The sequence below is a fragment of the Mangrovimonas xylaniphaga genome (assembly GCF_001280435.1).
In the GTDB taxonomy this organism is placed as follows: domain Bacteria; phylum Bacteroidota; class Bacteroidia; order Flavobacteriales; family Flavobacteriaceae; genus Mangrovimonas_A; species Mangrovimonas_A xylaniphaga.
The window spans coordinates 505,186-528,798 of record NZ_LBIP01000013.1; the positions used below are offsets into that span (position 1 = coordinate 505,186).

Here is a 23,613-nt window from a genome sequence, read left to right on the forward strand (position 1 = left end):
ATTATCTATAGTAGGCTTCATTGGTATGTATGGTATTTTTAAAATCCCTGATGGTTGTATGTTCATCAATCACCAAAGATTCTATGCCCGCAATTTCGGCAAAATCTTCCAATTGCTCAACCGATACATTTTCACTGTAACAAGTATGGTGTGCTCCACCTCCTAAAATCCAAGCAGTACAAGCTGTTTCGAAATCAGGTAATGGTTTCCACATAATTCTTGCTACCGGCAATTTAGGTAAGGCTTCTTTTACTTCTTCACCAACTGTTTTGTTGATCAACAATCTGAAACGGTTTCCAAAGTCCATTAAACCAGCAACCAAAGAATCGCCTGCTCTACCATTAAATACCAAACGTACTGGATCTGCTTTTCCTCCAATTCCTAAAGGATGTACTTCACAAGAAGGTCTTGAAGCCGCCAATACAGGATCTACTTCCAACATGTGCGATCCTAAAATTCTAGGTTCTTTAGGATCTAGGTGGTAAGTGTAATCCTCCATAAAGGCATTTCCACCTTCCAATCCAGCTCCCATAACCTTCATAGCACGTACCAAAGCAGCCGTTTTCCAGTCACCTTCTCCTGCGAAGGAATATCCCTTTTGCATCAAACGTTGTACAGCGATACCTGGCAATTGTACCATTCCGTGTAAATCTTCAAACGTATCGGTGAATCCTTTAAACCCACCATCAACCAAGAACTTCTCAAGTCCTAATTCAATGCGAGCTGCTTCAATTAAAGACTGTCTGAACTCTCCACCTTCCAACAAGGAATCAACCATGTTATAAGAACTTTCATATTCCTTAACCAATTCAGCAATTGCCTGATCAGACACTCCATTGATAACTTCTACCAAATCTCCAACAGCATAGGTATTTACTGAAAAACCAAACTTAGTTTCCGCTTCTACTTTATCGCCATCTGTTACGGCCACAAAACGCATGTTGTCTCCAAAACGAGCAAACTTAGCACCTTGCCAATCGTCCCATCCTGCAGCTACACGAGTCCAATCTCCAATTTTCTTTTGAACAGATTCTTGAGACCAGTGTCCAACAACTACCTTTCTGTTTTTACGCAATCTGCTTACTATAAATCCAAACTCACGGTCACCATGGGCCGCTTGGTTCAAGTTCATAAAGTCCATATCGATGGAATCCCAAGGAATGTCTCTGTTGAATTGCGTATGTAAGTGACACAAAGGTTTTTGAAGTGCCGTCAACCCACGAATCCACATTTTAGCAGGTGAAAACGTGTGCATCCAAGTAATGATTCCGATACAGTTTGCCTCTTGATTAGCTGCGGTTAAGGTTTCATAAATTTCTTCGGTAGTCTTTACCGTTGGCTTGAAAACTACTTTTACAGGAATTTGTTGGGATGCGTTCAAAGCTTCAACAATTTCCGAAGAGTTTTTGGCCACTTGCTCCAATGTTTCTGGACCGTATAGATGTTGGCTTCCTGTAATGAACCAAACTTCCTTTTGTGATATATCAATCATAATTGTGTGTATTAATTATTGACCGTAATAGGCATTTTTACCGTGCTTACGCTCGTAGTGTTTTTTTATTAATGAATCTTTTAATCTTGGTGCACTTGGGTTGATTTGAAGTGTTAAATAGGCCATTTCTGCCACCACTTCTAGCACCTTACTGTTATATACTGCCTTCGCGGCATCTTTACCCCAAGTAAATGGACCATGGTTTCCAATAAGTACCATTTCCACTTCTTTATGCGAAATGTTTTTATCCTTGAAACAGTTCAAAATTTGAATCCCCGTGTTGTGCTCATAATTCCCTTCAATAAGGTCGTCGCTCATAGGTGGTGCACAAGGAATATCAGCTGTTAAATGATCGGCGTGGGTGGTTCCAAAAATAGGAATGTCTCTTTGAGCCTGTGCCCATGATACCGAATACGTAGCATGCGTATGGGCAATCCCTCCGATGTCATCCCAATTTTTATACAAGAAGGAATGCGTTTTGGTATCGGAAGACGGTCTCATAGTTCCTTCCACAATATTGTTGTCGTAATCCAAGATCACAATATCTTCAGACTTCAAAATTTCATAAGGCACGCCACTTGGCTTAATGGCAAATACGCCATTGGCTCTGTCTACAGCACTTACATTTCCGAAAGTGTACACTACAAGGTTCAAGGCATTCAATTGCATGTTTGCCTCGTAACATTCTTCTTTTAAAGATTTGTACTTAGAACTCATTACTTTTTGGATTTAATGTTAGTTTCAACAAAGGTCGCCAATGTTTTGTAGGCCTCCATATAATTGGCATACACCTTCACTTGTTCTGTTTGTGGGAAATATTCTGCTTCAAAGTCACTTCCCATGACTTTGCTGGCTTCAATTACGTTTGGATATAAACCTGCAGCTACAGCGGCATAAATGGCAGCGCCCAAAGCTGGTGCTTGGTCTGATTCCGCCACTTTAATAGGCATGTTCAAAACATTAGCAAGAGTTTGCATGATGAAAGGCGACTTTCTTGCCACGCCTCCAATTCCGATAACAGATTCTATTTTCACGCCTTCACTTTCAAAACGATCCACGATCATTTTGGAACCAAAACAAATAGAATTCACTAAAGCCTTGAAGATATGAGGCGCTTTTGTTCCCAAGGAAATTCCTGAGATGGCACTTTTCAGCTCTTGGTTGGCATCTGGCGTTCTTCTTCCGTTAACCCAGTCCAAAGCAATTGGTATGGCTTCCGAAATTGGAATTCTCTCTGCCTGTTCTGCTAAAGTACGAATGAATTTAGCTTCAACTTCTTCACTTAAAGCTTTCTTTTGCTCGTCTGTCAATACTTTTGAAGTCAACACAAGGTTTTCGATAGGCCAAGACAACACATCCTTGAACCAAGCCAAAACATCACCAAAAGCAGATTGACCAGCTTCCAGACCAATCATGCCAGGAATTACCGAACCATCTACTTGTCCACAAATTCCTTTTACACAGTTATCCCCAATCACTTCGCGAGGTGATACCATGATATCACAAGTAGAGGTTCCCATAACTCGTACCAACGCATTATTGTCAACCTTAGCTCCCACCGCACCAGAGTGTGCATCGAAAGTACCCACAGCAATTACCGTTTTTGTTGACAGACCAAGTTTGTTGGCCCACTCTTCATTAAGGTGACCAGCAATATCGTCGGACGTAAAGGTTTCTGTATATAAATTATCTTTTAAATCGGCTAAATATGGGTCCAATTGTCCTAAGAATTCCTTAGCTGGCAATCCTCCCCAACTCTCATGCCACATGGCTTTATGTCCCGCAGCACAACGGCTTCTTTTAAACGTATTTAAATCTTTGTTATCGGCCAGTAAGTAAGTGATATAATCACAGTGCTCCATCCAAGTGTAAGCCTGCTCTTTTACGGCCTTATCCTCTCTGGCAATATGTAATATTTTTGCCCAGAACCATTCAGAAGAATAAATTCCTCCTTCAAATTTGGTATAGTCTTCACCTCCCCAAGTTCTAGCCAATTCGTTGATTTCATTCGCTTCTGCAACCGAAGTATGATCTTTCCAAAGTACCATCATAGCATTTGGATTTTCAGTGAATCCATCCACAAAAGCCAATGGTGTCCCATCTACTGTCAATGGCATTGGTGACGATCCAGTAGTATCAATACAAATTCCCACTACCGCCTCTGGTTTCACGTCACTTTGCTGCATTACTGAGGTAATGGTATGTTCAAGTCCTTCAATATGATCTAAAGGATGTTGCCTGAATTGGTTAATTCCCGCATTACAATATTTTTGTTCCTTCCATCGTGGATACCAAAACACTTCCGAAGCCAATTCGGCTCCGTTTTGTGTATCAATCAAGACCGCACGAACAGAATCCGATCCATAATCTAATCCTATAACATATGTTTTCATCTTAACTTGTTTAGTTGTTTGTATACAAAGATACGCTTTACATTAAAATAAGTGTATTTTATACACTTTTAAATTTTAGTTTTAACATTCAAAACAATAGGTCACAAATTTGACCTAATAAAACTCAAAAAGAGGCTTCCCTTTTTCATCAAATTTCAGCTCCAACATTCTAGCATGTCGGTTTGGATCGTATAGTGGATCGGCCACAATTTCCTCCAAAGGTCTGGTATCTGTTTTTGGAACCACTGCTGGATCACCAACTGCATTTTCATAATCTCTCGCGTGATAGATACACAATGGCGTTGTATCATCTTCTGCCACGGTAAAGCAATTATGTCCGGGACCAAAAATTTTCTTGTCGTAATTGGTTTTCAATACCGGGTACCTGGTTTTGATCCATGAATTTCTATCCAATAAATCGGCAGTTTCATCTGCTTCCATATAGCCCATACAATAACAGGCGCCCGTAGCACTAGCTGAAAAAGTGATAAATATTTTGCCGTTGTGTTTTAAAACGGCTGGACCTTCATTCACCCAAAAGCCGATACGCTCCCAATCGTAATCTGGCGTGGTCAGCATGAACTGGGTTGTTTTAAGTTTAATTGGCGATTCCATTTCTGCCAAATACAAATTAGACGCCGCAAATTGACCTCCTGTTTTTTCAGCCCAACAGAAATAACGCTTGCCATTATTTTCAAACACAGTACCATCCAATGAAAAGTCGATGAATGATTTTTCGTCACCATCGGCAGCTTGCATCATCCCCAACTCAATCCATTCATCATTAAGAGGGTCTTCACCTGTACACTCTAAAACATAAGGTCGCAATGCCCAGATATCCTCCTCTTCACTAGCCGCAAAATATACATACCATTTACCGTCCAAATAATGAATCTCAGGCGCCCAAATATGACGGCTCATTGGACCACTTTCATGCTTGAACCACACATCAAAGGTTTCGGCATTCGGCAGTTCAGCTATTGTTTTCGCTCTTCTCAGTTCAATACGATCATAGGTTGGCACAGACCCCGTGAAATAGTAATAACCATCAGTGTGCTTATAAATAAACGGATCGGCACGTTGTTCTACAATCGGTGCATTTTTTTCAGAACTCTCCATCTTCATTGTTATATATTTAATTTCTTTTTAATTGTTTCGTAATATGAGTCGGTGATTTTATAGCGGAACATCATACCTCCCATAATCACATGGAAGATTCCTGGAATTACTGTTAGCATTAAGGCGATTCCCCAAAGGGCGAATTCAGTTTGCGTTTCTGCTTTTGGTACATATTCGAAGAAATCCAATAAATATCCTACGGCAGCTCCTGCGATTCCCATTCCCAATTTTTGAGCAAAGGAAATCCCTCCAAAGGACAACCCTGACACGCGTTTTCCTGATTCGGCATGACCGTAATCCACCGCTTCTGCGATAGCCGACCAGAAAACTGGCGCATGTAAATCGACTACAAAAGACAAGATGAAATACAGTACATAGGCCATCACAAGGTTTCCTGGCTGTACTACCAATAACATAATAAGACTAATCACTCCCACCGCAATTTGGGACCATTTAAACAATTTTACCTTACAGTATTTTTTGGTGATAAATGTAGAGGCTGGCATAGCTAAAATCGCCGCCGCAACACCAGTTGCCATAAATGATGATTGCACACTAGCATCACCACCCAAGAAATATTTAGCATAGAAAATAGCAACAGAATTACGGATTACGTAACCCACGGTACCGAAGAAACATACCCCAAATAAAAGAGTCCACTGACCATTTTTCAACAACAACTGAAACTGTTCTTTCAAAGGCTTATCCTCTACCACATGTTCTACGCGTTCTCTTGTGGTAAAAAAGCTAAATAAGAACAATAGGGTTCCTAAAAGGGCCATTAAACCCATGGCCATTTGATAGCCTCTACCCAAGTCATCTTTTCCAAACTTTTCAGCCAAAATAGGTACGACGATAGACACTAAGAAGGCTGCTACCTTAGCAAAGAACAGTCGGTAACCATTAGCCGACAAACGTTCTTGAGGATCGCTGGTCAACACCCCAATTAAAGAGATATACGGAATTGTTACCGATGTAAACATAATCGTCACAAATATGTACGTGATGTACGCGTAGATCATTTTACCAGCATAATCAAAATCGGGTGTGGTGAAGGTTAAAAACACCGAAATCCCAAAAGGCACCGCCAAGAACAAAAAGTAATGTCTGTAACGTCCCCATTTGGTCGTGAATTTATCAGTAATCAATCCCATTAAAGGGTCGGTAACAGCATCGATTAATCTTACCAATAAAAACAATAAGGCCATGTCTTTAGGCTTCAACCCAAACACATCAGTATAAAAGAAGGTGATGATAAGGAACATGGAAGATATCACAACATTTACTGCTGCGTCTCCAGAGCCATATCCAATTTTTTCAAGTAGGCTTAATTTTTGATTTTCTGATTTCATATGGTCTTTTTCAAAATGCTATTTCTAGCAGTGAGGCACAATTTTCATTGATCTCTATTAGCAATTATTTTTTTCTTGTTTTCTATTCATTTGAAGTACCAGAGACACTCATTAAACGCACTCCGTAAACTCCAGCAGTTGTTGAATTTTCATCCGCTTCAAAACGCACTTCTAAAAGTTCGTTATCTTTCACAACATTCACCGGCAATTCATAATCCACTTCAAAAAACATATTGCCTTTATCTCCTTTTAATTTGGGATTGGCAATAGTTTGTCCATTCACACTAATCTTAAAATTCCTATTGGCGTCCAACCCAAAATAGGTGATGCGTAAGGCTTTTGCTTCAGCTTCCTTATTTTTCAGCTCGTAACTAAACCAACCCGAGGCATCGCGCCAGTGACGGTTATGGTTCACTCCTGAATTGGAACGCTCTGATTTAAAACTATGGTCTGATTCTGGTTGCTGTTCTCCCGGTGCCACATAATCCAAAGTGATGGATCGCAAATAGGCTTCAGCTTTCTCCTTTTCTGCCAACTCCCGTTGCATTTGCGCTAAACCTTCAGGTGTTTCATTTTTAAAATAAATAGTATAGCGCTTTTCATGGATTTCATAAAATGGCTGAAGCATCAAGTTCTTGTAGGTTTGTGGATATATTACATCTTCTACTGTAAATTGCAGTGGCTTTCCTTGAACCGGTTTTATTTTCAATAAGATGTTCTCTCCTTTTTCTGCGAGGAACATTGGAGCCTCAGTCATTGGTAAAAAAGGGCCATGGGCAATATGGCCTCCACGACTATCGTCTGCAAACAAACCATCTTGATGGCCATCTCCCGTTACTGCAGCTAAAACAATTGGTCCATATTTTACAGACACATAGCCTGACTGATCAGGGATTTGCTCCAAACTTAAATGCATTGGCAATTCCATGGTGATGCGGTCACCAGATTTCCATTTTCTATAAATTGGAATATAAGATCCCGGAGTTCCCTTAACCTCCATGGATTTCCCATTCACTGAAATTTTCAAGGTACCTGCTTCCACCCATTGTGGATATCGCAACATCAAGGTAGTTTTTCTTGCTTTTTTACTCTCCCAAATCAAGGTTGTAGTAGCTTCTTCGGGAAAATTGGTTTCTTGTGTAATGCTTGCCTGTTGCGCTTCCCAATTTACTTTGGAAGGCATAAAAAGATTCACATAAAGTGCATCTTCGGTTTTGGCATAAATCAGCTCATTGTATTTAGTATGGTTTTCCATTCCAGAGCCTACACAACACCAAAAACTGGTTTCCGGTTGTGAGTACACACGGTAATGTCCCGGACGCATTGGAGTGAAATACACAAAACCTCCCTTAGGATTTTGAGAGGACAAAATATGATTGTAAAGACCACGCTCGTAAAAATCGATATACGCTTCGTTGGCGGTATCCTCAAACAAAAGCTTGCTCAACTTTAGCATGTTGTAGGTATTACAGGTCTCAGGCCCCTCTTGACTACTTAGCACATCGCTAAAATCATCGATTGGGTTAAAATGCTCCCGTACACTGTTCCCGCCTATGCTTAGAGTTCGCTCCTTTGTAACATTGTTGTAAAAATTATTTGCTGTATCATGGTAAATAGCGTCATGATCCAACTGTGAAATACGCTCGAACCCAATAAATTTCGGAATCTGCGTATTGGCATGCATGCCTGTTAAAATATCTTTGTTTTCTGCCAGTGGCTCTAACAAGGCTTTTTCTGAAAAGCGCTTTGCCAACTGCAAATATTTTGTTTCCCCTGTAATGTGATACAACTCTGCGAAAACTTCATTCAATCCCCCATGTTCTGAACGCAACATATCCTGTACCTGTGCCTCGGATAAGTTTTTGGTCACCCCAATAAACCAATCGGTTAAAGCAACCAACATGGTTTTGGCTTGAGGTTTCTTGGCAAATATCCAAGCATCTTTTAAGCCTGCAAAGGTTTTATGAATGTTATAAAGTGGTACCCATTTATCGTTCAAACTGAAACTTCCAGCATTGATGTGTCCATTTTCAATTTCGGACCATAGAGCTTTACTGCCTGGGATTCCACCAATGTACCCATTGCCGTTTGCCTGTTGCACACGCTGCAATTCGGACAGCACGTAATCGATCAACTCATTGGCTTTTGTATTATTTGTTGAAGCGTAATACATAGACAACGCCGACAAATAATGTCCGAAGGTATGGCCATCCAATCCTGTATTTTCCCAATTGGTATAAGAAGGTGCTTTAGGCTCCAACTCTGCTTCCCGAAGAAATGGCGACAACAGTCTATCTGGGTTTAACTGTTGTATATAATTAAAATCAGTTTCTGCGGCTTCCTTGAATACACCGGAAGTCACAGAAACTTGATTTAACGGGAATAGATTTACCGCTTCTTGTGCCGTGGCCGTAAGCGTGCAAATAATTCCTAAACTTGCTATTAATGATTTCATTTTAATTTAGTACATTGTCTTTTAGACTTGGCCATAAATCGGCATCCCATTTCAATTCAGAAACTCGAAGTTTAGGCAAACCTTTATCGGATGCATCATAACCATGGAAGAAAATATAATCCTTGCCATTGAAGGTATAGACACTATTATGCCCCGCGCCATACCATTTCTCATTGCCTTCAAGCACCAAAGTTCCGCCACCTTCATTTAAGGGCTTTCCGTCTCTATCTACATAAGGTCCCGTCACTGTTTTGGAGCGCCCAACCACCACTTTATAGGTACTGTTTTCTCCACGACAACAATAGTCCCAAGACAAAAACTGATAGTAATAATCGCCTTTTTTGAAAATGAACGGACCTTCCAAAGCGGCATCCCCAGCATCAGCATCTTCTTTTTCAAATGAACGCTCACGACGAGCAATGGTATACCACTCTTCAGGTTCTGCAAGTGATTTTAAATCTTGTGCCATTTTCACCATTTTGAGCCCACCCCAAAACGATCCAAAAGCCATCCAAGGCGTTCCTTGTTCGTCAAAGACTAAATTAGGGTCAATGGCATTCCAGTAATCCCTATTTGGTACAGACTGAATGACAATTTCCTGGTCTACCCATTTGTAATTTTTATCCTTAGGATTTAAGGTCGTATTGGTTACCAAACCTATGGCGGACGTGTTTTTTCCGAAAGCAGAAATGGAATAATACAAATAGTAGGTACCGTTATGCAATGTAATGTCTGGCGCCCAAATATGCCCATTGAATCCAGGCGCTACGTCTTTAGCCCATTTTGGATTTACTGAGAACACAGGATCGGCCTGTGTCCATGTTTTTAAATCTTTCGATGTAAAACTTGTAATCCCTGGTCCTGTACAAAATAAATAATAGGTATCTCCCTGCTTGGCTATGACAGGATCATGGGTAATAGGCTTATCTGTTTGGGCCGATACCACCATCCCTGCCAACAAAGCAAAGACTGCTATAGATTGCTTTATAACTCTCATAACTCTATTTTTGAATTCCTTCAGAAGTCATTACCACACGTTGCAGCGTGCCATCTTGATTGTAGTTCAGCTGATCGATACATACCGATCTTCTAAAACTACCTCCATTAGGATTGATCCCTCCCGTATGGTAGATGAAATAATCCTTTCCTTTATATTCAATGATTGCTTGGTGGTTCGTGTTACAATTCCCCGCCAACTCATTTAAGATCCCTTTGTATTCCCATGGTCCAGTAACCGATTTACTCATGGCATACACAATTTTCTCTGGGAATTCAGAGGCATATGATAAATAATACCAATCGCCTTTTTTATGAATCCAAGGTGCTTCGGTAAACTTAGGCACATCAATCACATGGATTGGCCCGTCAAGTTCCACCATATTTTCTTTCAACTTAGCATACTTACAAACCGTATTTCCCCAAAATAAATAGGCCTGACCGTCATCATCGATAATTACCGACGGATCAATATCATCCCAAGAAATATCTGAATGCGTTGTCATGTCGTTGGTCACCAAAGCTTTTCCTAGGGCATCCTTAAAAGGTCCTATTGGAGAATCGGCCACTGCCACTCCAACTGCTTTCCCAGGATGGGTATCATCATGCTCTACGGTAACATACCAATAGAATTTTCCGTTTCGCTCGATTACCTGAGCAGCCCAAGCATCGCCTTTGGCCCATTTAAAATCTGAAGGTTTTAATGGAACAGGATGTTCCTGCCAATCTACCATATTTGTAGAAGAATACACCAACCATTCGTTCATTCTATAGAAATGAAAATCGTTTGGCGCTTCATCATGACCAGCATATAAGTACACCGTTCCATCGTGCACCAAAGCAGCAGGATCTGCGGTAAACTTATCTTTAATAATTGGGTTATTGACTTGCAATGGTGCTTTTGCAACCTCTTTTTCAGAAGGCGTCACCTCTGCAATTTCAAGAGTCTTATCCTGTTCTTTACATGACATGAACAAGGCCACACCTAGTGTTAGTGCAATACTATATTTCATCTGTTCGATTTTATTTCAATTGTCAGATGGAACTTTCTATGATTTTTTGATACTTCATCAGTTAGTTAAGCATCTAAAAACTCATAGTCGTTTCATCATTAATTAATTTATTTTTTTGGCCCAAATAGGTTTTCCATCAACGGTTAAACCGGAATATGAAATTGTTACTTTTCTTGGTGAACTTTCCCAATCCCAAGCATCAAACAACTTACACTCATTCCCGTTTATGGTTAGCGTATTAGTGTCCGTATCCAAGCTCCATGTTCCTGAAACCGCACCAGACAAAGTTCCATTACTGTTAAACACGATGGTTTCTGAGGTTTGCATTACCTGATATTGGTAGTCCATTGTTATTTGTTCCCAAATTCCAGAAATGTCCGCGGCAGTAATTTCGGTTTCGGGGACTGCGGCATATCTTTCAGGAGCAACCACAGGCCATCCATCTGAAGTCCACTTTAACTCCCTAACATGCCCCATCATCACAGCATTGGACACATTGATTCCAGGAACCCCTTCTGGCAACCTAGCCTGAGAGGAGAAATACCACTTTTGAGTGGCTTCATCCTGAAATACCGTACAGTGTGAAATTCCAACCCATCCCGTATGATTGTTGAACTGATAAGGATGTGTTAACATTGGCCAACACTCGGCTCCTTCAGATACATTCTGATTATCGATACCGTAATAAGGTCCCATAATATCAGTAGCTCTTGCAACTCTGGTGTTGTAAGCTTTAGACAATTCGTCATAAGCCAAAAACAGGTAATAATATCCCGTATCTGGATTGTAAATGATTTCGGCACCCTCGGTTGCCTGCCATCTATTGGTATTTATATTACCACGCCCTGCGATTCTCGTGCCATAATCCTCAACGGTGTCCAATTGAAATGGTTTTCCTGTAGCAGGATCCAACTGTACGGCTGCAATTCCTGTCATCCAAGAACCATAGACTAACCAATGTTCTCCCCCTGGAGTTACAATATAACTAGGGTCGATACCATTAAACTTGTAGTAGGAACTCCAGTCGTTACAACTCGTTCTGTAACGATCTTCAATTCCATCAGGAATGGCTGTTACTACCATACCTTTATCTTCCCAATTATTGGAAGCCAAATCGGTAGTTTCCATCATCCCAATATAAGGACGCTCTCCCCATGAGGCACATGGATCGGTTCCCTCTATCAACTCATCCACCACAATACTGTAGTACATTCTGTAAACACCATTCACGTTTTTCACACATGGTGCCCAATAGCCATATTTAGGACTATCGATTTCAGGCAATCCCATTTGTACTCTTTTGGTATTCATGGAATCCTTTACCCAAGCAGGCGCATTATCCATAGTGCTTCCCAAATATTCCCAATTCACCAAATCGGTAGAGCGTCGACCATGAAAATGGCCATGTCCGTCATGGGCATTCCCGTAGGACGCATCGGTTTGGTACATGTAAAAATAATTGTCTTGCTTTACTACTGTTGGATCATGCACATTGGCCAAGTTCCAATTGCTTCTATTGGACCATGAGGAAATAGGCGTGTAATTATCAGAGTAAGTTGGACCATCAAAGGTATTGACTATTGGGTCATCATCTGTAGGATCTACCCCTCCTCCCGGATCTTCTGTGGTGCTGTCGTCTTTGGAACAGCCTAAGGCTGTTCCTAAGATCAACAGTATCATAAATATTCTTTTAATAGTTATCATGACTATATATTATTTAGCTTCCAATACTACTACTGATAAAGCAGGAACCGTTATCTGAAGCTTGCCTTTCTTTAATTTGAAATCCTTAAATGCTACTGGAGCAATTTTACTAGGATTATCAAAAGAGTTATAATCGTGTACATCGGAAGACGTCAATACCGTACCAGATACATTTTTAAGCTTCAATGCATCTACATCAATACTGATAGTATGTTCTTTTGTAGGATCAATGTTCACCAAAGAAATGTGCTTTTCATTCTCAGCATTGTAAGATGCCGAAATTGAAACAGCCGGTAAGGATTGACCATCCAAAGTATATTGAGGCGATGTAAATGACACTGGCATTAATGTAGCATCTTGGTGCACATTGTACATCTTCATAACATGGTAGGTTGGAGTCAACAACATCTTGTTTCCTTCGGTCAAGATTACTGCTTGTAACACATTAACCGTTTGTGCGAGGTTAGCCACCTTTACTCTATCTGCCCAGTTATTGAAAATATTTAAGGTTACCCCGGCTATCATGGCATCACGCATCGTGTTCTGTTGGTACAACACCCCTTTATCTTGGGCTTCACCGTCATACCAGCCTCCCCACTCGTCAACTACTAGGGCAATTTTATGTTCGGCATCATACTTATCCATGATAGCCGTATGCTTAGTTATTAGCTCATCCATTTTTATGGCTTGTTGCATAATTTTGAAGTATTGAGCATCTGTAAAGGACTTATCTGGTCCTTTATCTCCCCAATCCAACACACAATAGTGGTGCAAGGCCACACCATCGATTAAATTTTTAGGAATATCACGCATCAACACTTCTGTCCAATGGTAATCTTCACTGTTTGCTCCAGAAGCTACTCTAAACAAGGCATTGCTGTTGGTCCAATCGGTCATGAAAGTAGCATACTTTCTATACACATCGGCATAGTATTCTGGACGCATGTTACCACCGCATCCCCACATTTCATTTCCTACTCCCCAAATTCTAACGTTCCATGGTTTTTCACGACCATTTTCACGTCTTAATTTGGCCATAGGACTAATACCGTCATGGTTTACATATTGCAACCACTCGGCAAATTCCTGAACCGTTCCACTACCAACATTGGCAGCCAAATAAGGCTCAGCATTCAAGGCTTCACATAAATTTAGGAAATCATGTGTTCCAAAACTATTATCTTCGGTTGATCCTCCCCACCATTGGTTCACGATAGTAGGACGGTCTTCTTTAGGCCCAATACCATCTTTCCAGTGATACGTATCAGCAAAACAACCTCCTGGCCATCTAAGATTTGGAACTTTCAAATCCTTTAGCGCTTCAATAATATCATTTCTTACTCCATTGGTATTTGGAATGGGACTATCTTCTCCCACATAAAAACCATCATAGATGCAGCGCCCTAAATGCTCTGCAAAATGACCATAAATATGTTTACTGATTTGAGGTGCGTCCTCTTTTTTTGTAAGGGTTACTTCTACTGTATTCTGTGCGCTTAGGGATAGGCCTAAACACAAAAATACAGCGATTAACAAAGTTGTAATGCTGTTCTTTTTCATATCATTTTTTTATTTTAAAGAAAGACCGCGCGACCGGCGCGGTCTTTCGTAACTGAAGACTAATTCAAAATTAACAAATATTAATATCCTGTATTTTGTCCGATAGACATTAACGGGTTATTATCCATTTCAGATTGTGGAATTGGGAAATACTCTCTTCCTGGCACATAACTGTTGTACTCTGAGTCTCTAGATTTCAACCATTCCAATTTAGCAGAATCTTCAAGCCATCCCCAACGACGGATATCGTCAAAACGGTGCCCTTCCAAAGGGAACTCCAAGAAACGTTCGTGAGCAATTTGGTCACGCATTTGCGCTTGGCTCATCCCTGGATTTACAGTAGCCAAGTCTGGCAAATTCACACGGTCTCTTACTTGTTGGATATAAGGGTATGCCGCATCTGTTTGCCCCAATTCGTTCAAACACTCCGCATACATCAACAACACATCAGCATAACGCATGATACGCTCATTGATCCCTGATCTCCAATCGTATTCATCTGGTCTACTTCCATCTGAATTTTGGTACTTGGCACAGTAAATTTCATTTAAGAAAGATTCATTTCCAGCATAGTGCACAGCAAACTCCACACCATACAACATCATTCCTGGTTTGTTGTAAAACATAGTGGCATCCAATCTTGGATCAACCTCTCCATCTACTGTCAATTCCTCGTGATATTCATTAAATAAAGTCCAGGTTGGTTGTGCATCTGTAAATCCAAAGGTAGGTGGTCCATAAGTAATCGCTCTTGCTGAAGTTTTTCCCCAACCAGATGCTGGTGCACCTCCCCACGAAAGGTCTACACCTGCAACATCTCTGTTGAATTGCACTTCGAAAATGGATTCCACATTGTTTTCGTTTACCTCGGTGAAGTTATCACTATAATCTGGCACTAAATCATAAACACCAAATCCAATCACTTGTTCAAATGCTGTTTTTGCTTCCGCAAACTCATGGTTAAACAAATGTGCTTTTCCTAAGTAAGCCAAAGCTGCTCCTTTAGTAGCACGTCCTTTTTGACCTTGATCCGGCCCAGATACGTCATTATAGGACACTGGTAACAAACTGGCAGCCATTTCCAAATCAGATTTCACCTGAGCCCAACCTTCTTCTTGCGATTTTTGCTCATGGTAAACTTGAGTACTTGTTAAAGGTAGTGGTACATTTTTAAACATGTTCACGGCATGGAAAAAATATAGACCTCTCATAAAATAAGCTTGCCCTAAAATTCTGTCTTTTAAAGCTGTATCTTCCATTTCTATATTTGGTACATTTTCCAATACCTGATTCGCTCTATAGATTCCCTGGTAATACATTTCAAAGGCCCATCCATAAATAGCTGGATCCGCAACACTACTGTTAAATTTCCCAACATTGGCCATAGCCGCCCATGGTGAGTTACTTCTTGTTCCGTCACCCTTCAAATCTAACAATAAAGGGGTACTTCTCATATAGGTTCCATCGTTCAACAAGGCACCGTAAACAGCATTTACCCCTTTGAGGGCATCATCGCCATTTTCCCAAAAAGAATCTGCTGTTTCGAAATTTGGATCTACTTGATTAAGATCATCTTCGCTTACACAACTGGTAGCCAACACAGAGGTTGCTACTGCTATTGAATATAATATATGTCTAGTTTTCATAATTTTCAATTGTTTCTAATTAAAAGTCTACCTGCACTCCTAAAGCCAAAGTTCTTGGGTTAGGGAAAGATCCAAATTCTGTTCCTCTGTTAAATAAACCATCACTAATGAAATCAGGGTCATAGCCATTGTACTTAGTTATTACAAATAGGTTTTGTCCTGAAGCAAATACTCTAGCTTTAGTAAACACTTTAGTTTCTAAAGGAATATTAAACCCTAACTCCAAACTTTGCAATCTTACAAAGTCTCCATCTTCGATAAATCTATCAGAAGCTCTGTTGTTGGCATTAGGGTCTCCAATTACCGGTCTAGGCACATTAGTATTGGTATTATCTGGCGACCAGTAATTCAACATATCTGTATGGCTATTTCCTAAATCTCCAGCCATTAATGTTTGGTAAGTCGCGTTGTAGATTTTATGTCCAGCTGCTCCAGTGAAGAAACAAGAAAGGTCAATGTTTTTATAACGAGCACTCATATTCAAACCAAAGTTAACTTTTGGAATTACAGTTCCTTTGAAAGTTCTGTCGTCATCTGTAATAAACCCATCTCCATTAATATCCTTAAACTTCACATCTCCAGGTGCTGTATTTCCTGTTTGGTAAGCATGGTTATCGATTTCCTCTTGAGATTGAAAAATTCCTTCCGCCTCATACACGTAGATTTCACCAGCAGAACGTCCTACTTCAGTTCTTCCTACACCAACGGTAATAGGAGTATCATCCGTTCCAATTTTCTTAACCTCATTTTTCAAAGTACCAAGGTTAGCAGAAATGTTATAGCTAAAATCATCTTTACTATCAGACCAACTCAAGGTAAATTCCATACCAGTATTTTGTACTGTACCCGCATTGGTTGTCAATACAATTGGGAACGACCCTGAAGAGTAAGGAATTGGCACATCAGCCAATAAGTCCGTAGATTGCTTTTTAAAGTACTCTGCAGTAAACTGCAATCTGTTGTTAAACATTCCAAATTCTGCCGCTACGTTTGTAGACTCGGTATCCTCCCACTTAATGTCTGGATCTACGATATCTATTACTATTGACCCAGGAGCTAATTCACTACCGAATAAATAGCTAGCAAATGGGTTGATGTTTAGTGCAAATTCATACAAACCTATAGTGTTGTTACCTAACTGCCCGTAACCTCCACGGATTTTAAAGGTGTTCCACCATTCTGGTAAGTTGAAGTCATTATGCACTTTCCAAGCTCCGGATACAGAGAAATAGTTTCCTGTATTGTTTTGAGGTGCAAACTTTGAAGATTTATCCTGACGGAAGTTTGCTTCAAATAAATATCTATCATCAAAATCATAATTGAAACGTCCAATGTAAGACTTGTAAGTTTCAGCAGACTCATATTCAGAGGCATTTCTGTTATCAGCATACTCTAAATGAGAAATTTCACCTGGTTCAAAACCAACACCTCTTGCTATTAAATTGTAAAAATCGTTACGCTCTTGAATCATACCTCCCAACACATTAAAATTGTGCTTCTCTCCTAAAGTAAAATCATAAGTTAACAAATTATTGATAATTGTCCTAGTAGTATTCCCACTAGTTACATCTAATGCTGACTCGTCATTTGTAGTTACATAATACCATCCTAAATCACTTGGCGGATTAAAATATCTAGTATCCCAATTTGTACGGTCTCCACTTACATTCAATCTGTATTTAAGACCTTTTAAGATTTCATATTCTCCCCAAATATTTCCCACAAAACGATTACGTTTGTTTTCATTGGTAATTAAATTGTTATACCCAATTACGTTAAGAGAGATTGCACGTTGCGCGATACCATCTGTACCACCGTAACCTCCAAGTCTGTTTTCATCATATACAGGCATAGTTGGAACAGCAGTCAACAAATTAATAATAGAACTTGTTCCCGCTAAGTACTCATTAAAGTTTTCTTTATCAGATAAAGAGTAAGCCACTTTCGCTCCATATTTGAAACGTCCTTTTTCACCATTTAAGTTGATATTGGTCGAATATCTTTCGTAGGCCTGAGGTGTTTCAAAATAACTGGTATTTTTAAAGTAGTCTAAGTTTACATTGTAACTCAAAGCTTCTGCTCCTCCATTAAAGGTCAAGGTATGATTTTCTAAAACACCAGTTCTAAAGGCCTCATCTTGCCAATCAGTATCCACATCGTCAATAAACAAATCGTTATCTGGATACACACCTGGTGATGTAGGCACACCAAGACCTTGCGCATTGGCATTAGTTTCGGCCACTCTTACCAACTCTTGGTATTGCTCTCTGTTTGCTAAATCATACCATCTGTTCTTAGCAACATTCTGAAAACCAAGTGTTGTTTTGTAACTGATATCCAATCTTCCTTCCTTACCCTTTTTAGTGGTAATAATTACTACCCCGTTAGCTCCACGAGCACCGTAGATTGCCGCAGAAGACGCATCTTTTAAAATTTGGATGGACTCGATGTCTCCTGTAGCAAAATCATAAGGATTATCAACAATTACTCCATCGATAACGAATAATGGGTTATTGTTTCTAAAAGAAGTAATCCCTCTAATTTTAATGTTTACAAATCCACCAGGCTCACCAGATGACTGTACAGTCACCCCCGGCGCTTGTCCTTGGATCATTTTAGCAACATCATAAGTAATGGTCTTTTTAGCATCCTCTACGTCAACCACACTTACCGATCCTGTTAAGTTTTCTTTCTTCTTTGCACCATACCCCACTACAACGATTTCGTCAAGGGCTGCAACATCTTCCTCCATAGCCACATTAATAACAGTTTGACCTCCCACGGTTACCTCCTTTTGCTTGTACCCAACAAAAGAAAACACCAAAACGTCACCCGAAGATGCCGTAATAGAATAGTTTCCGTCAAAATCTGCAGCTGTACCGTTGGAAGTTCCCTTCACAACAATATTAACTCCTGGCAGTGTCATGCCATCTCTGGCTGATGTCACTGTTCCAGTAATGGTTTTCTGTTGGGCAAAACCAGTTGCCGACAACAGCACCATAATCATCACAAAAAGACACTTTGGAACCCTTAGCGTCAAATGATTACCAATCAAAAATTTGGTTGTTATCATACTAGAATAATTTAGAATTAGTTTTAAAATTTAGCTATAAGTGTTAATTATACACTTCCAAAGGAATTAAAGTTTTTTCAAATAAGCAAGTTTTTTTATGATTTTTTTAAGAATTACATATTTAAGCACTATATTTATTACCGAATTAATAATTGTGTTTTTTACATTTATTAAATTTTAATTGATTAATTGTAATATTTTTCATAAAGTTGCCTAGCAATGCTCAAATAAATTTAGATGCTAAATAACTACAGTAAAGAAGACAAGGTTTTATTGGCCGTGGACTGTATCATTTTTGGCTTTGACAAAGACAAGCTGAAAATTTTGCTCATTAAAAGGGATTTTGAACCCGAAAAAGGAAAATGGTCCCTAATTGGAGGATTCTTGAAAAAAGAAGAAAACCTAGACGATGCAGCCAATAGGGTTTTGAATCACCTTACAGGTCTTGACGAAGTATATCTGGAACAGTTTTTCACCTATAGTGAAGTAGACCGTGATCCTGAAGAGCGTACCATTTCGGTGGCTTACTATGCACTTATCAATATTGAAGACCACGACCAAGAACTCATAGAGCACTATTCGGCCAAATGGTTTACCATTGATAAAATCCCAAACCTGATTTTTGACCACAACGAAATGGTAGACCAAGCAATTAAACGCCTACAATACAGAGCCTCTACCAAACCTATTGGGTTTGAACTCTTACCTGAAAAGTTTACCATGAGGCAATTGCAAAAACTCTATGAATCTATTTTGGACACAGACTTGGACAAACGGAATTTCATCAGTAAAATCAATGCCTTGGATATTTTAATCAAGCTAGATGAAAAGGACATGGAATCTTCAAGAAAAGGTTCTTATCTTCATATGTTTGACAAAGAAAAATATGATAAAAAAACCCACGAAGGCTTTATTTTTAAAATCTAACACACAAAAAGAGAACGTAAACGTTCTCTTTTTTTTATTCCACAGTTCATCGCAAACAGTAAAGCAAAAAAATTTACTACACACACCTACCCCACACACACAACACAATATATTTCAATATATTACGTTAAAAAATTAACTAAACTTTTTACCTGCATCACCTTCCGCTAATGACTTCCAAAAAGCTAAAATTGGAAGACGAAACACAAAGCTTGGGTAAAATATTGATGCTTATTACGTGAAATAAGCGTCATTGAATAGTTTTCAACAAAATAATCCATCCCTCGGTTATTGCCTTCCAACCATGTTCACTGCTATCCTGTCCATATTTTCTACTTAGGCTGCTATTAAAAACAAATATAAAATCTAAGGCTATGAAAAAAGTACTGCTATTATTCACAATCTTTGCAAGCCTATTGGCTTGTAGCAACGACGACGATTCTTCCACTCCCTCCAACAACATCCCAGACGACCTTCCGGATGTTTCGCAAGTAACGTTCACATCCCCAACCACAATCACCAACAATTATTTTGGCCCGCAAACCACAGGAACCATCTATGTGTATGAAGCTGGTGATATTGGAGAAGAACCCGAAGAGGAAATTAGAATAGAAATAAGGACCAACACCAAAACGGTCATGGGAGTGACCTGTTTTATCCAACATGATGTGGTTTATAAAGACGGTATTCTTATTGAAGATACCGATGATTGGATTGCCGAAGATGACAATGGCAACCTTTGGTATTTTGGAGAATCCGTTAAAAATTACGACGATGATGGAGATTTTGAAGACAATGACGGCTCTTGGGAAGCAGGAATAGATGATGCCCTACCCGGTTATTGGCTTCCAATTGCACCATATGTAGGGCTGACGTACCACCAAGAATATTGGGAAGACGAAGCTGAAGATTATGCCGAAGTTTTAAGTACCAACGAAACGGTCACCATCGATTTAGGAACCTATCAAAACTGTTTGATGACCAAAGACGAAAATCCCTTTGAAACAGGTGAATACGAAATAAAATATTACGCCCCAGACATTGGCTTTATCAAGGAAGAAAAATATGTAAATGGTGCATTAGTTGAAATGGAACAATTGGTGGAAATTATAGAATAAAACAAAATTTATAACCGAATATAATTTGATGTAAATCTTTCCCAATAACACCTTGGCACCCACGTAGCAGCAACCATAGTGATACGTGGGTGCCTTTTTACAAATAACAAGTTCCCCAATACCATAAAAAACACGTAGTTTTGTAGGACAGCAGTGCCTTACAAGTGACAAAACTAAGTTGTAAAATTAACCTCTCACCTGAAAATTAAATGAAATTCAAAAATCGATTAGCCCCATACCACCTGATAAGTTTCAGCTTAATAGTTAGCCTTATCTCCTGCAAAACGGAAAACAAAAAACCTCAGCAATCAGAAACTAACTGGGCTGAGCAGCATTTGGAAATGGCAGCCAACAATTACAAAACCCTTTCCAAAAACGTTCCTGTCAACCAATTTCCCACTACTTATACCAACGATACTCTTAGATTTAGTGACTCCGGTTGGTGGTGCAGTGGTTTTTACCCAGGTACTTTGGTGTATTTATTTGAAGGTACTCAAGATTCCATGTTTCTTAAAACAGCCGAAACAAAATTGACAGAACTTGAAAAAGAACAATACAATACCACCACCCACGATTTAGGATTTATGATGTTCTGCAGTTTTGGCAATGCTTATCAAGTAACGCACAATCCCGAATATGCCGAAATCATCAAAAATGCATCGCAATCCATAAGCTCTCGTTTCAATCCAAAAACGGGAACTATACGCTCTTGGGATCCTGCACCGTGGAATGACAAATGGGAATACCCTGTAATCATTGACAATATGATGAACCTGGAAATGCTGCTTTGGGCAGGGAAACATTTCACCAACGATCAATTTACCGAAGTAGCCTTAACACATGCCGATACTACCCTAAAAAACCATTTCCGTAAAGATTTTAGCAGTTACCATGTTGTCTCCTACGATACCATTTCAGGAAATGTTGAAATGAAAAATACCGATCAAGGCTATGCCGATGAATCTTCTTGGGCACGCGGGCAAGCCTGGGGATTGTACGGCTACACTACCATGTACCGATATACCAAAAACCAAAAATATTTAGAACATGCCATGGGTATTGCAGACTTTATTATTAACCATCCCAACCTTCCTGAAGATAAAATTCCGTATTGGGATTTTGACGCACCCAATATTCCAAATGCCAAAAGAGACGCCTCGGCTGCGGCTATTATGGCTTCTGCCTTTTTGGAACTCAAAAACTACGCTTCGCAAGACAAAGCCAAAATCTACTTCAATACTACCGAACAAATGCTCAAAAGTCTCTCTTCTCCTGAATATTTTGCATCGCAAGGTGAACAAGGCGGTTTTATCATCAAACATTGTGTTGGGAATATGCCTGATAATACCGAAGTTGACGTTCCCCTATCCTATGCCGACTATTATTACGTGGAAGCTCTTTTAAGATATTTAAACAAAATAGACCCCATCAATTAGACATTAGGCAATCATGTTAAAACATACGTTTTCCTATCTTTTACTTTTTCTTTTAGCGGCTTCTTGCCACAAAACTTCGTTCCAAAAACCTTTAGAAACCAGCATCTCGAAGGTGGGTGAAGGATGGGCCAAGAACTCTATCAATACTGTTATTTTTAGAAAAAATTCTTTAGTAACGCACAACAAACACCAGTACATTGCTTACTATAATCCAGAAGGTCATGTGGTATTGGGAAAAAGACTCCTAAAATCCAGTCAATGGGAAACCTTAGTCACTCCTTACACTGCCCATGTAGAAGATGCCCATAACTCTATCAGCATTATGGTGGATGGCGAGGGGTTTTTACATGTGGCTTGGGGCAACCACAATAATCAGCTTAACTATGCCAAAAGTGTCCGTCCCAATTCTTTGGAACTAGGCAAAAAAACACCAATGTTGAGCGACAAAGAGCAACAGGTAAGTTACCCTGAATTCTACGCCTTACAGGATGGCAACCTCCTTTTTTTCTATAGAGATGGAGGTTCAGGGAACGGCAATCTTGTCATCAACTATTACAACACCCAAACTCAAACTTGGCACAGGGTACAGGATAATCTTATAGATGGAGAAGGTTTAAGAAATGCCTATTGGCAGGCCTATATAGACAAAAATGACCAAATTCATATTTCCTGGGTTTGGAGGGAAAGCCCCGACGTGGCAAGCAATCATGATTTGGCTTACGCCACTTCTAAAGACGGTGGCAAAACCTGGCAAAAATCGACAGGAGAAATTTACCAACTTCCTATTACAGAAAGTTCTGCTGAAGTGATTGAAAACATCCCTCAAAACAGCGAGCTTATCAACCAAACTTCCATGACCTCAGACAAGCATGGCAATCCGTTTATTGTTAGTTATTGGCGTGAAGCAGATAGTGAGATTCCGCAATTCCATCTTACCTACAAAACAGACCAATGGCAAACTATCAACTTAGGTTTCAGAAAAACACCTTTTAGCCTAAGCGGACTAGGCACGAAATCAATCCCTATTTCCAGGCCTCAAATAGTAGCAACGGACTCTAAAGACATCATTGTAATTTTCAGGGATGAAGAACGCGGTAGCAAAGTATCAATTGCCTATAACACATTTCCATTTGATAGTAACTGGCAAATTTTAGATGTAACCGAGGACTCTTACGAAGCGTGGGAACCGACTTTGGATACGGAACTTTGGAAAAGCTCAAAAATACTGAGTCTATTTTTACAAAAAACCTATCAAGTAGACGGTGAAGGCTTATCCAACATTCAGAAAAGTGATGTTGAAGTTTTAGACTGGCAACCTTAAAAAATAAA

Annotated in this window: 16 protein-coding genes; 4 read left to right on the plus strand and 12 right to left on the minus strand. The window is 39.7% G+C overall.

The features are described from left to right. Position 1: 1 nt before the first annotated feature. The 12 genes from araA to ZA06_RS02510 form a co-directional block, all read right to left on the minus strand. Positions 2–1,492 carry an L-arabinose isomerase gene (gene araA, locus ZA06_RS02455; RefSeq protein WP_053975827.1) on the minus strand — a complete coding sequence of 497 codons (1,491 nt, stop codon included), beginning with the start codon at positions 1,490–1,492 and terminating at the stop codon, positions 2–4. Positions 1,493–1,507: 15 nt separating this feature from the next. After that, on the minus strand, positions 1,508–2,209 hold the full coding sequence (locus ZA06_RS02460) for an L-ribulose-5-phosphate 4-epimerase (protein WP_053975828.1): 702 nt from the start codon (positions 2,207–2,209) through the stop codon (positions 1,508–1,510). Beyond that, positions 2,209–3,885 (minus strand): ribulokinase, encoded by a 1,677-nt coding sequence (locus tag ZA06_RS02465; RefSeq protein ID WP_053975829.1) that lies wholly within the window; start codon positions 3,883–3,885, stop codon positions 2,209–2,211. Before ZA06_RS02465 ends, ZA06_RS02460 begins: the two co-directional genes overlap by 1 nt. A 114-nt stretch (positions 3,886–3,999) precedes the next feature. After that, positions 4,000–5,010 (minus strand): glycoside hydrolase family 43 protein, encoded by a 1,011-nt coding sequence (locus ZA06_RS02470; RefSeq protein ID WP_053975830.1) that lies wholly within the window; start codon positions 5,008–5,010, stop codon positions 4,000–4,002. Between the two features lie 2 nt (positions 5,011–5,012). Continuing rightward, positions 5,013–6,356: an MFS transporter gene (locus ZA06_RS02475; protein ID WP_053975831.1), complete on the minus strand. Its 1,344-nt coding sequence runs from the start codon at positions 6,354–6,356 to the stop codon at positions 5,013–5,015. Between the two features lie 82 nt (positions 6,357–6,438). Continuing rightward, on the minus strand, positions 6,439–8,811 hold the full coding sequence (locus ZA06_RS02480) for a glycoside hydrolase family 127 protein (protein WP_053975832.1): 2,373 nt from the start codon (positions 8,809–8,811) through the stop codon (positions 6,439–6,441). A gap of 1 nt (position 8,812) precedes the next feature. After that, on the minus strand, positions 8,813–9,808 hold the full coding sequence (locus ZA06_RS02485) for an arabinan endo-1,5-alpha-L-arabinosidase (RefSeq protein ID WP_053975833.1): 996 nt from the start codon (positions 9,806–9,808) through the stop codon (positions 8,813–8,815). A 4-nt stretch (positions 9,809–9,812) separates the two neighbouring features. Next, complete coding sequence (locus ZA06_RS02490) at positions 9,813–10,820, minus strand: glycoside hydrolase family 43 protein (RefSeq protein WP_082331899.1); 1,008 nt, start codon at positions 10,818–10,820, stop codon at positions 9,813–9,815. A gap of 102 nt (positions 10,821–10,922) precedes the next feature. Further along, positions 10,923–12,500 (minus strand): arabinan endo-1,5-alpha-L-arabinosidase, encoded by a 1,578-nt coding sequence (locus tag ZA06_RS02495; RefSeq protein ID WP_240472188.1) that lies wholly within the window; start codon positions 12,498–12,500, stop codon positions 10,923–10,925. Between the two features lie 33 nt (positions 12,501–12,533). Then, on the minus strand, positions 12,534–14,084 hold the full coding sequence (locus ZA06_RS02500; protein ID WP_053975835.1) for an alpha-N-arabinofuranosidase: 1,551 nt from the start codon (positions 14,082–14,084) through the stop codon (positions 12,534–12,536). An 80-nt stretch (positions 14,085–14,164) separates the two neighbouring features. Continuing rightward, positions 14,165–15,730 (minus strand): RagB/SusD family nutrient uptake outer membrane protein, encoded by a 1,566-nt coding sequence (locus ZA06_RS02505; RefSeq protein WP_053975836.1) that lies wholly within the window; start codon positions 15,728–15,730, stop codon positions 14,165–14,167. Positions 15,731–15,749: 19 nt separating this feature from the next. Then, on the minus strand, positions 15,750–18,803 hold the full coding sequence (locus ZA06_RS02510; protein ID WP_053975837.1) for a SusC/RagA family TonB-linked outer membrane protein: 3,054 nt from the start codon (positions 18,801–18,803) through the stop codon (positions 15,750–15,752). Positions 18,804–19,040: 237 nt separating this feature from the next. On the opposite strand from ZA06_RS02510, the gene ZA06_RS02515 reads away from it, so the two are divergent. From ZA06_RS02515 to ZA06_RS02530, 4 genes are all read left to right on the plus strand, one after another. Beyond that, positions 19,041–19,730: an NUDIX hydrolase gene (locus tag ZA06_RS02515; protein WP_053975838.1), complete on the plus strand. Its 690-nt coding sequence runs from the start codon at positions 19,041–19,043 to the stop codon at positions 19,728–19,730. Between the two features lie 374 nt (positions 19,731–20,104). Beyond that, on the plus strand, positions 20,105–20,848 hold the full coding sequence (locus ZA06_RS02520) for a hypothetical protein (RefSeq protein ID WP_053975839.1): 744 nt from the start codon (positions 20,105–20,107) through the stop codon (positions 20,846–20,848). A 209-nt stretch (positions 20,849–21,057) separates the two neighbouring features. Continuing rightward, on the plus strand, positions 21,058–22,284 hold the full coding sequence (locus ZA06_RS02525) for a glycoside hydrolase family 88 protein (RefSeq protein ID WP_053975840.1): 1,227 nt from the start codon (positions 21,058–21,060) through the stop codon (positions 22,282–22,284). A gap of 13 nt (positions 22,285–22,297) precedes the next feature. After that, positions 22,298–23,605, plus strand: a complete 1,308-nt coding sequence (locus tag ZA06_RS02530; RefSeq protein ID WP_053975841.1) for a BNR repeat-containing protein — start codon at positions 22,298–22,300, stop codon at positions 23,603–23,605. Positions 23,606–23,613 lie beyond the last annotated feature (8 nt).

What these genes read in the sequence shown, in the direction of transcription:
- ZA06_RS02500 (WP_053975835.1), bottom strand. Translation starts at nt 14,084, where the DNA reads ATGAAAAAGAACAGCATTACAACTTTGTTAATCGCTGTATTTTTGTGT.
- ZA06_RS02465 (WP_053975829.1), bottom strand. Translation starts at nt 3,885, where the DNA reads ATGAAAACATATGTTATAGGATTAGATTATGGATCGGATTCTGTTCGT.
- ZA06_RS02520 (WP_053975839.1), top strand. Translation starts at nt 20,105, where the DNA reads ATGAAAAAAGTACTGCTATTATTCACAATCTTTGCAAGCCTATTGGCT.
- ZA06_RS02490 (WP_082331899.1), bottom strand. Translation starts at nt 10,820, where the DNA reads ATGAAATATAGTATTGCACTAACACTAGGTGTGGCCTTGTTCATGTCA.
- ZA06_RS02470 (WP_053975830.1), bottom strand. Translation starts at nt 5,010, where the DNA reads ATGAAGATGGAGAGTTCTGAAAAAAATGCACCGATTGTAGAACAACGT.
- ZA06_RS02495 (WP_240472188.1), bottom strand. Translation starts at nt 12,500, where the DNA reads ATGATACTGTTGATCTTAGGAACAGCCTTAGGCTGTTCCAAAGACGAC.
- ZA06_RS02510 (WP_053975837.1), bottom strand. Translation starts at nt 18,803, where the DNA reads ATGATAACAACCAAATTTTTGATTGGTAATCATTTGACGCTAAGGGTT.
- ZA06_RS02460 (WP_053975828.1), bottom strand. Translation starts at nt 2,209, where the DNA reads ATGAGTTCTAAGTACAAATCTTTAAAAGAAGAATGTTACGAGGCAAAC.
- araA (WP_053975827.1), bottom strand. Translation starts at nt 1,492, where the DNA reads ATGATTGATATATCACAAAAGGAAGTTTGGTTCATTACAGGAAGCCAA.
- ZA06_RS02485 (WP_053975833.1), bottom strand. Translation starts at nt 9,808, where the DNA reads ATGAGAGTTATAAAGCAATCTATAGCAGTCTTTGCTTTGTTGGCAGGG.
- ZA06_RS02480 (WP_053975832.1), bottom strand. Translation starts at nt 8,811, where the DNA reads ATGAAATCATTAATAGCAAGTTTAGGAATTATTTGCACGCTTACGGCC.
- ZA06_RS02530 (WP_053975841.1), top strand. Translation starts at nt 22,298, where the DNA reads ATGTTAAAACATACGTTTTCCTATCTTTTACTTTTTCTTTTAGCGGCT.
- ZA06_RS02525 (WP_053975840.1), top strand. Translation starts at nt 21,058, where the DNA reads ATGAAATTCAAAAATCGATTAGCCCCATACCACCTGATAAGTTTCAGC.
- ZA06_RS02515 (WP_053975838.1), top strand. Translation starts at nt 19,041, where the DNA reads ATGCTAAATAACTACAGTAAAGAAGACAAGGTTTTATTGGCCGTGGAC.
- ZA06_RS02505 (WP_053975836.1), bottom strand. Translation starts at nt 15,730, where the DNA reads ATGAAAACTAGACATATATTATATTCAATAGCAGTAGCAACCTCTGTG.
- ZA06_RS02475 (WP_053975831.1), bottom strand. Translation starts at nt 6,356, where the DNA reads ATGAAATCAGAAAATCAAAAATTAAGCCTACTTGAAAAAATTGGATAT.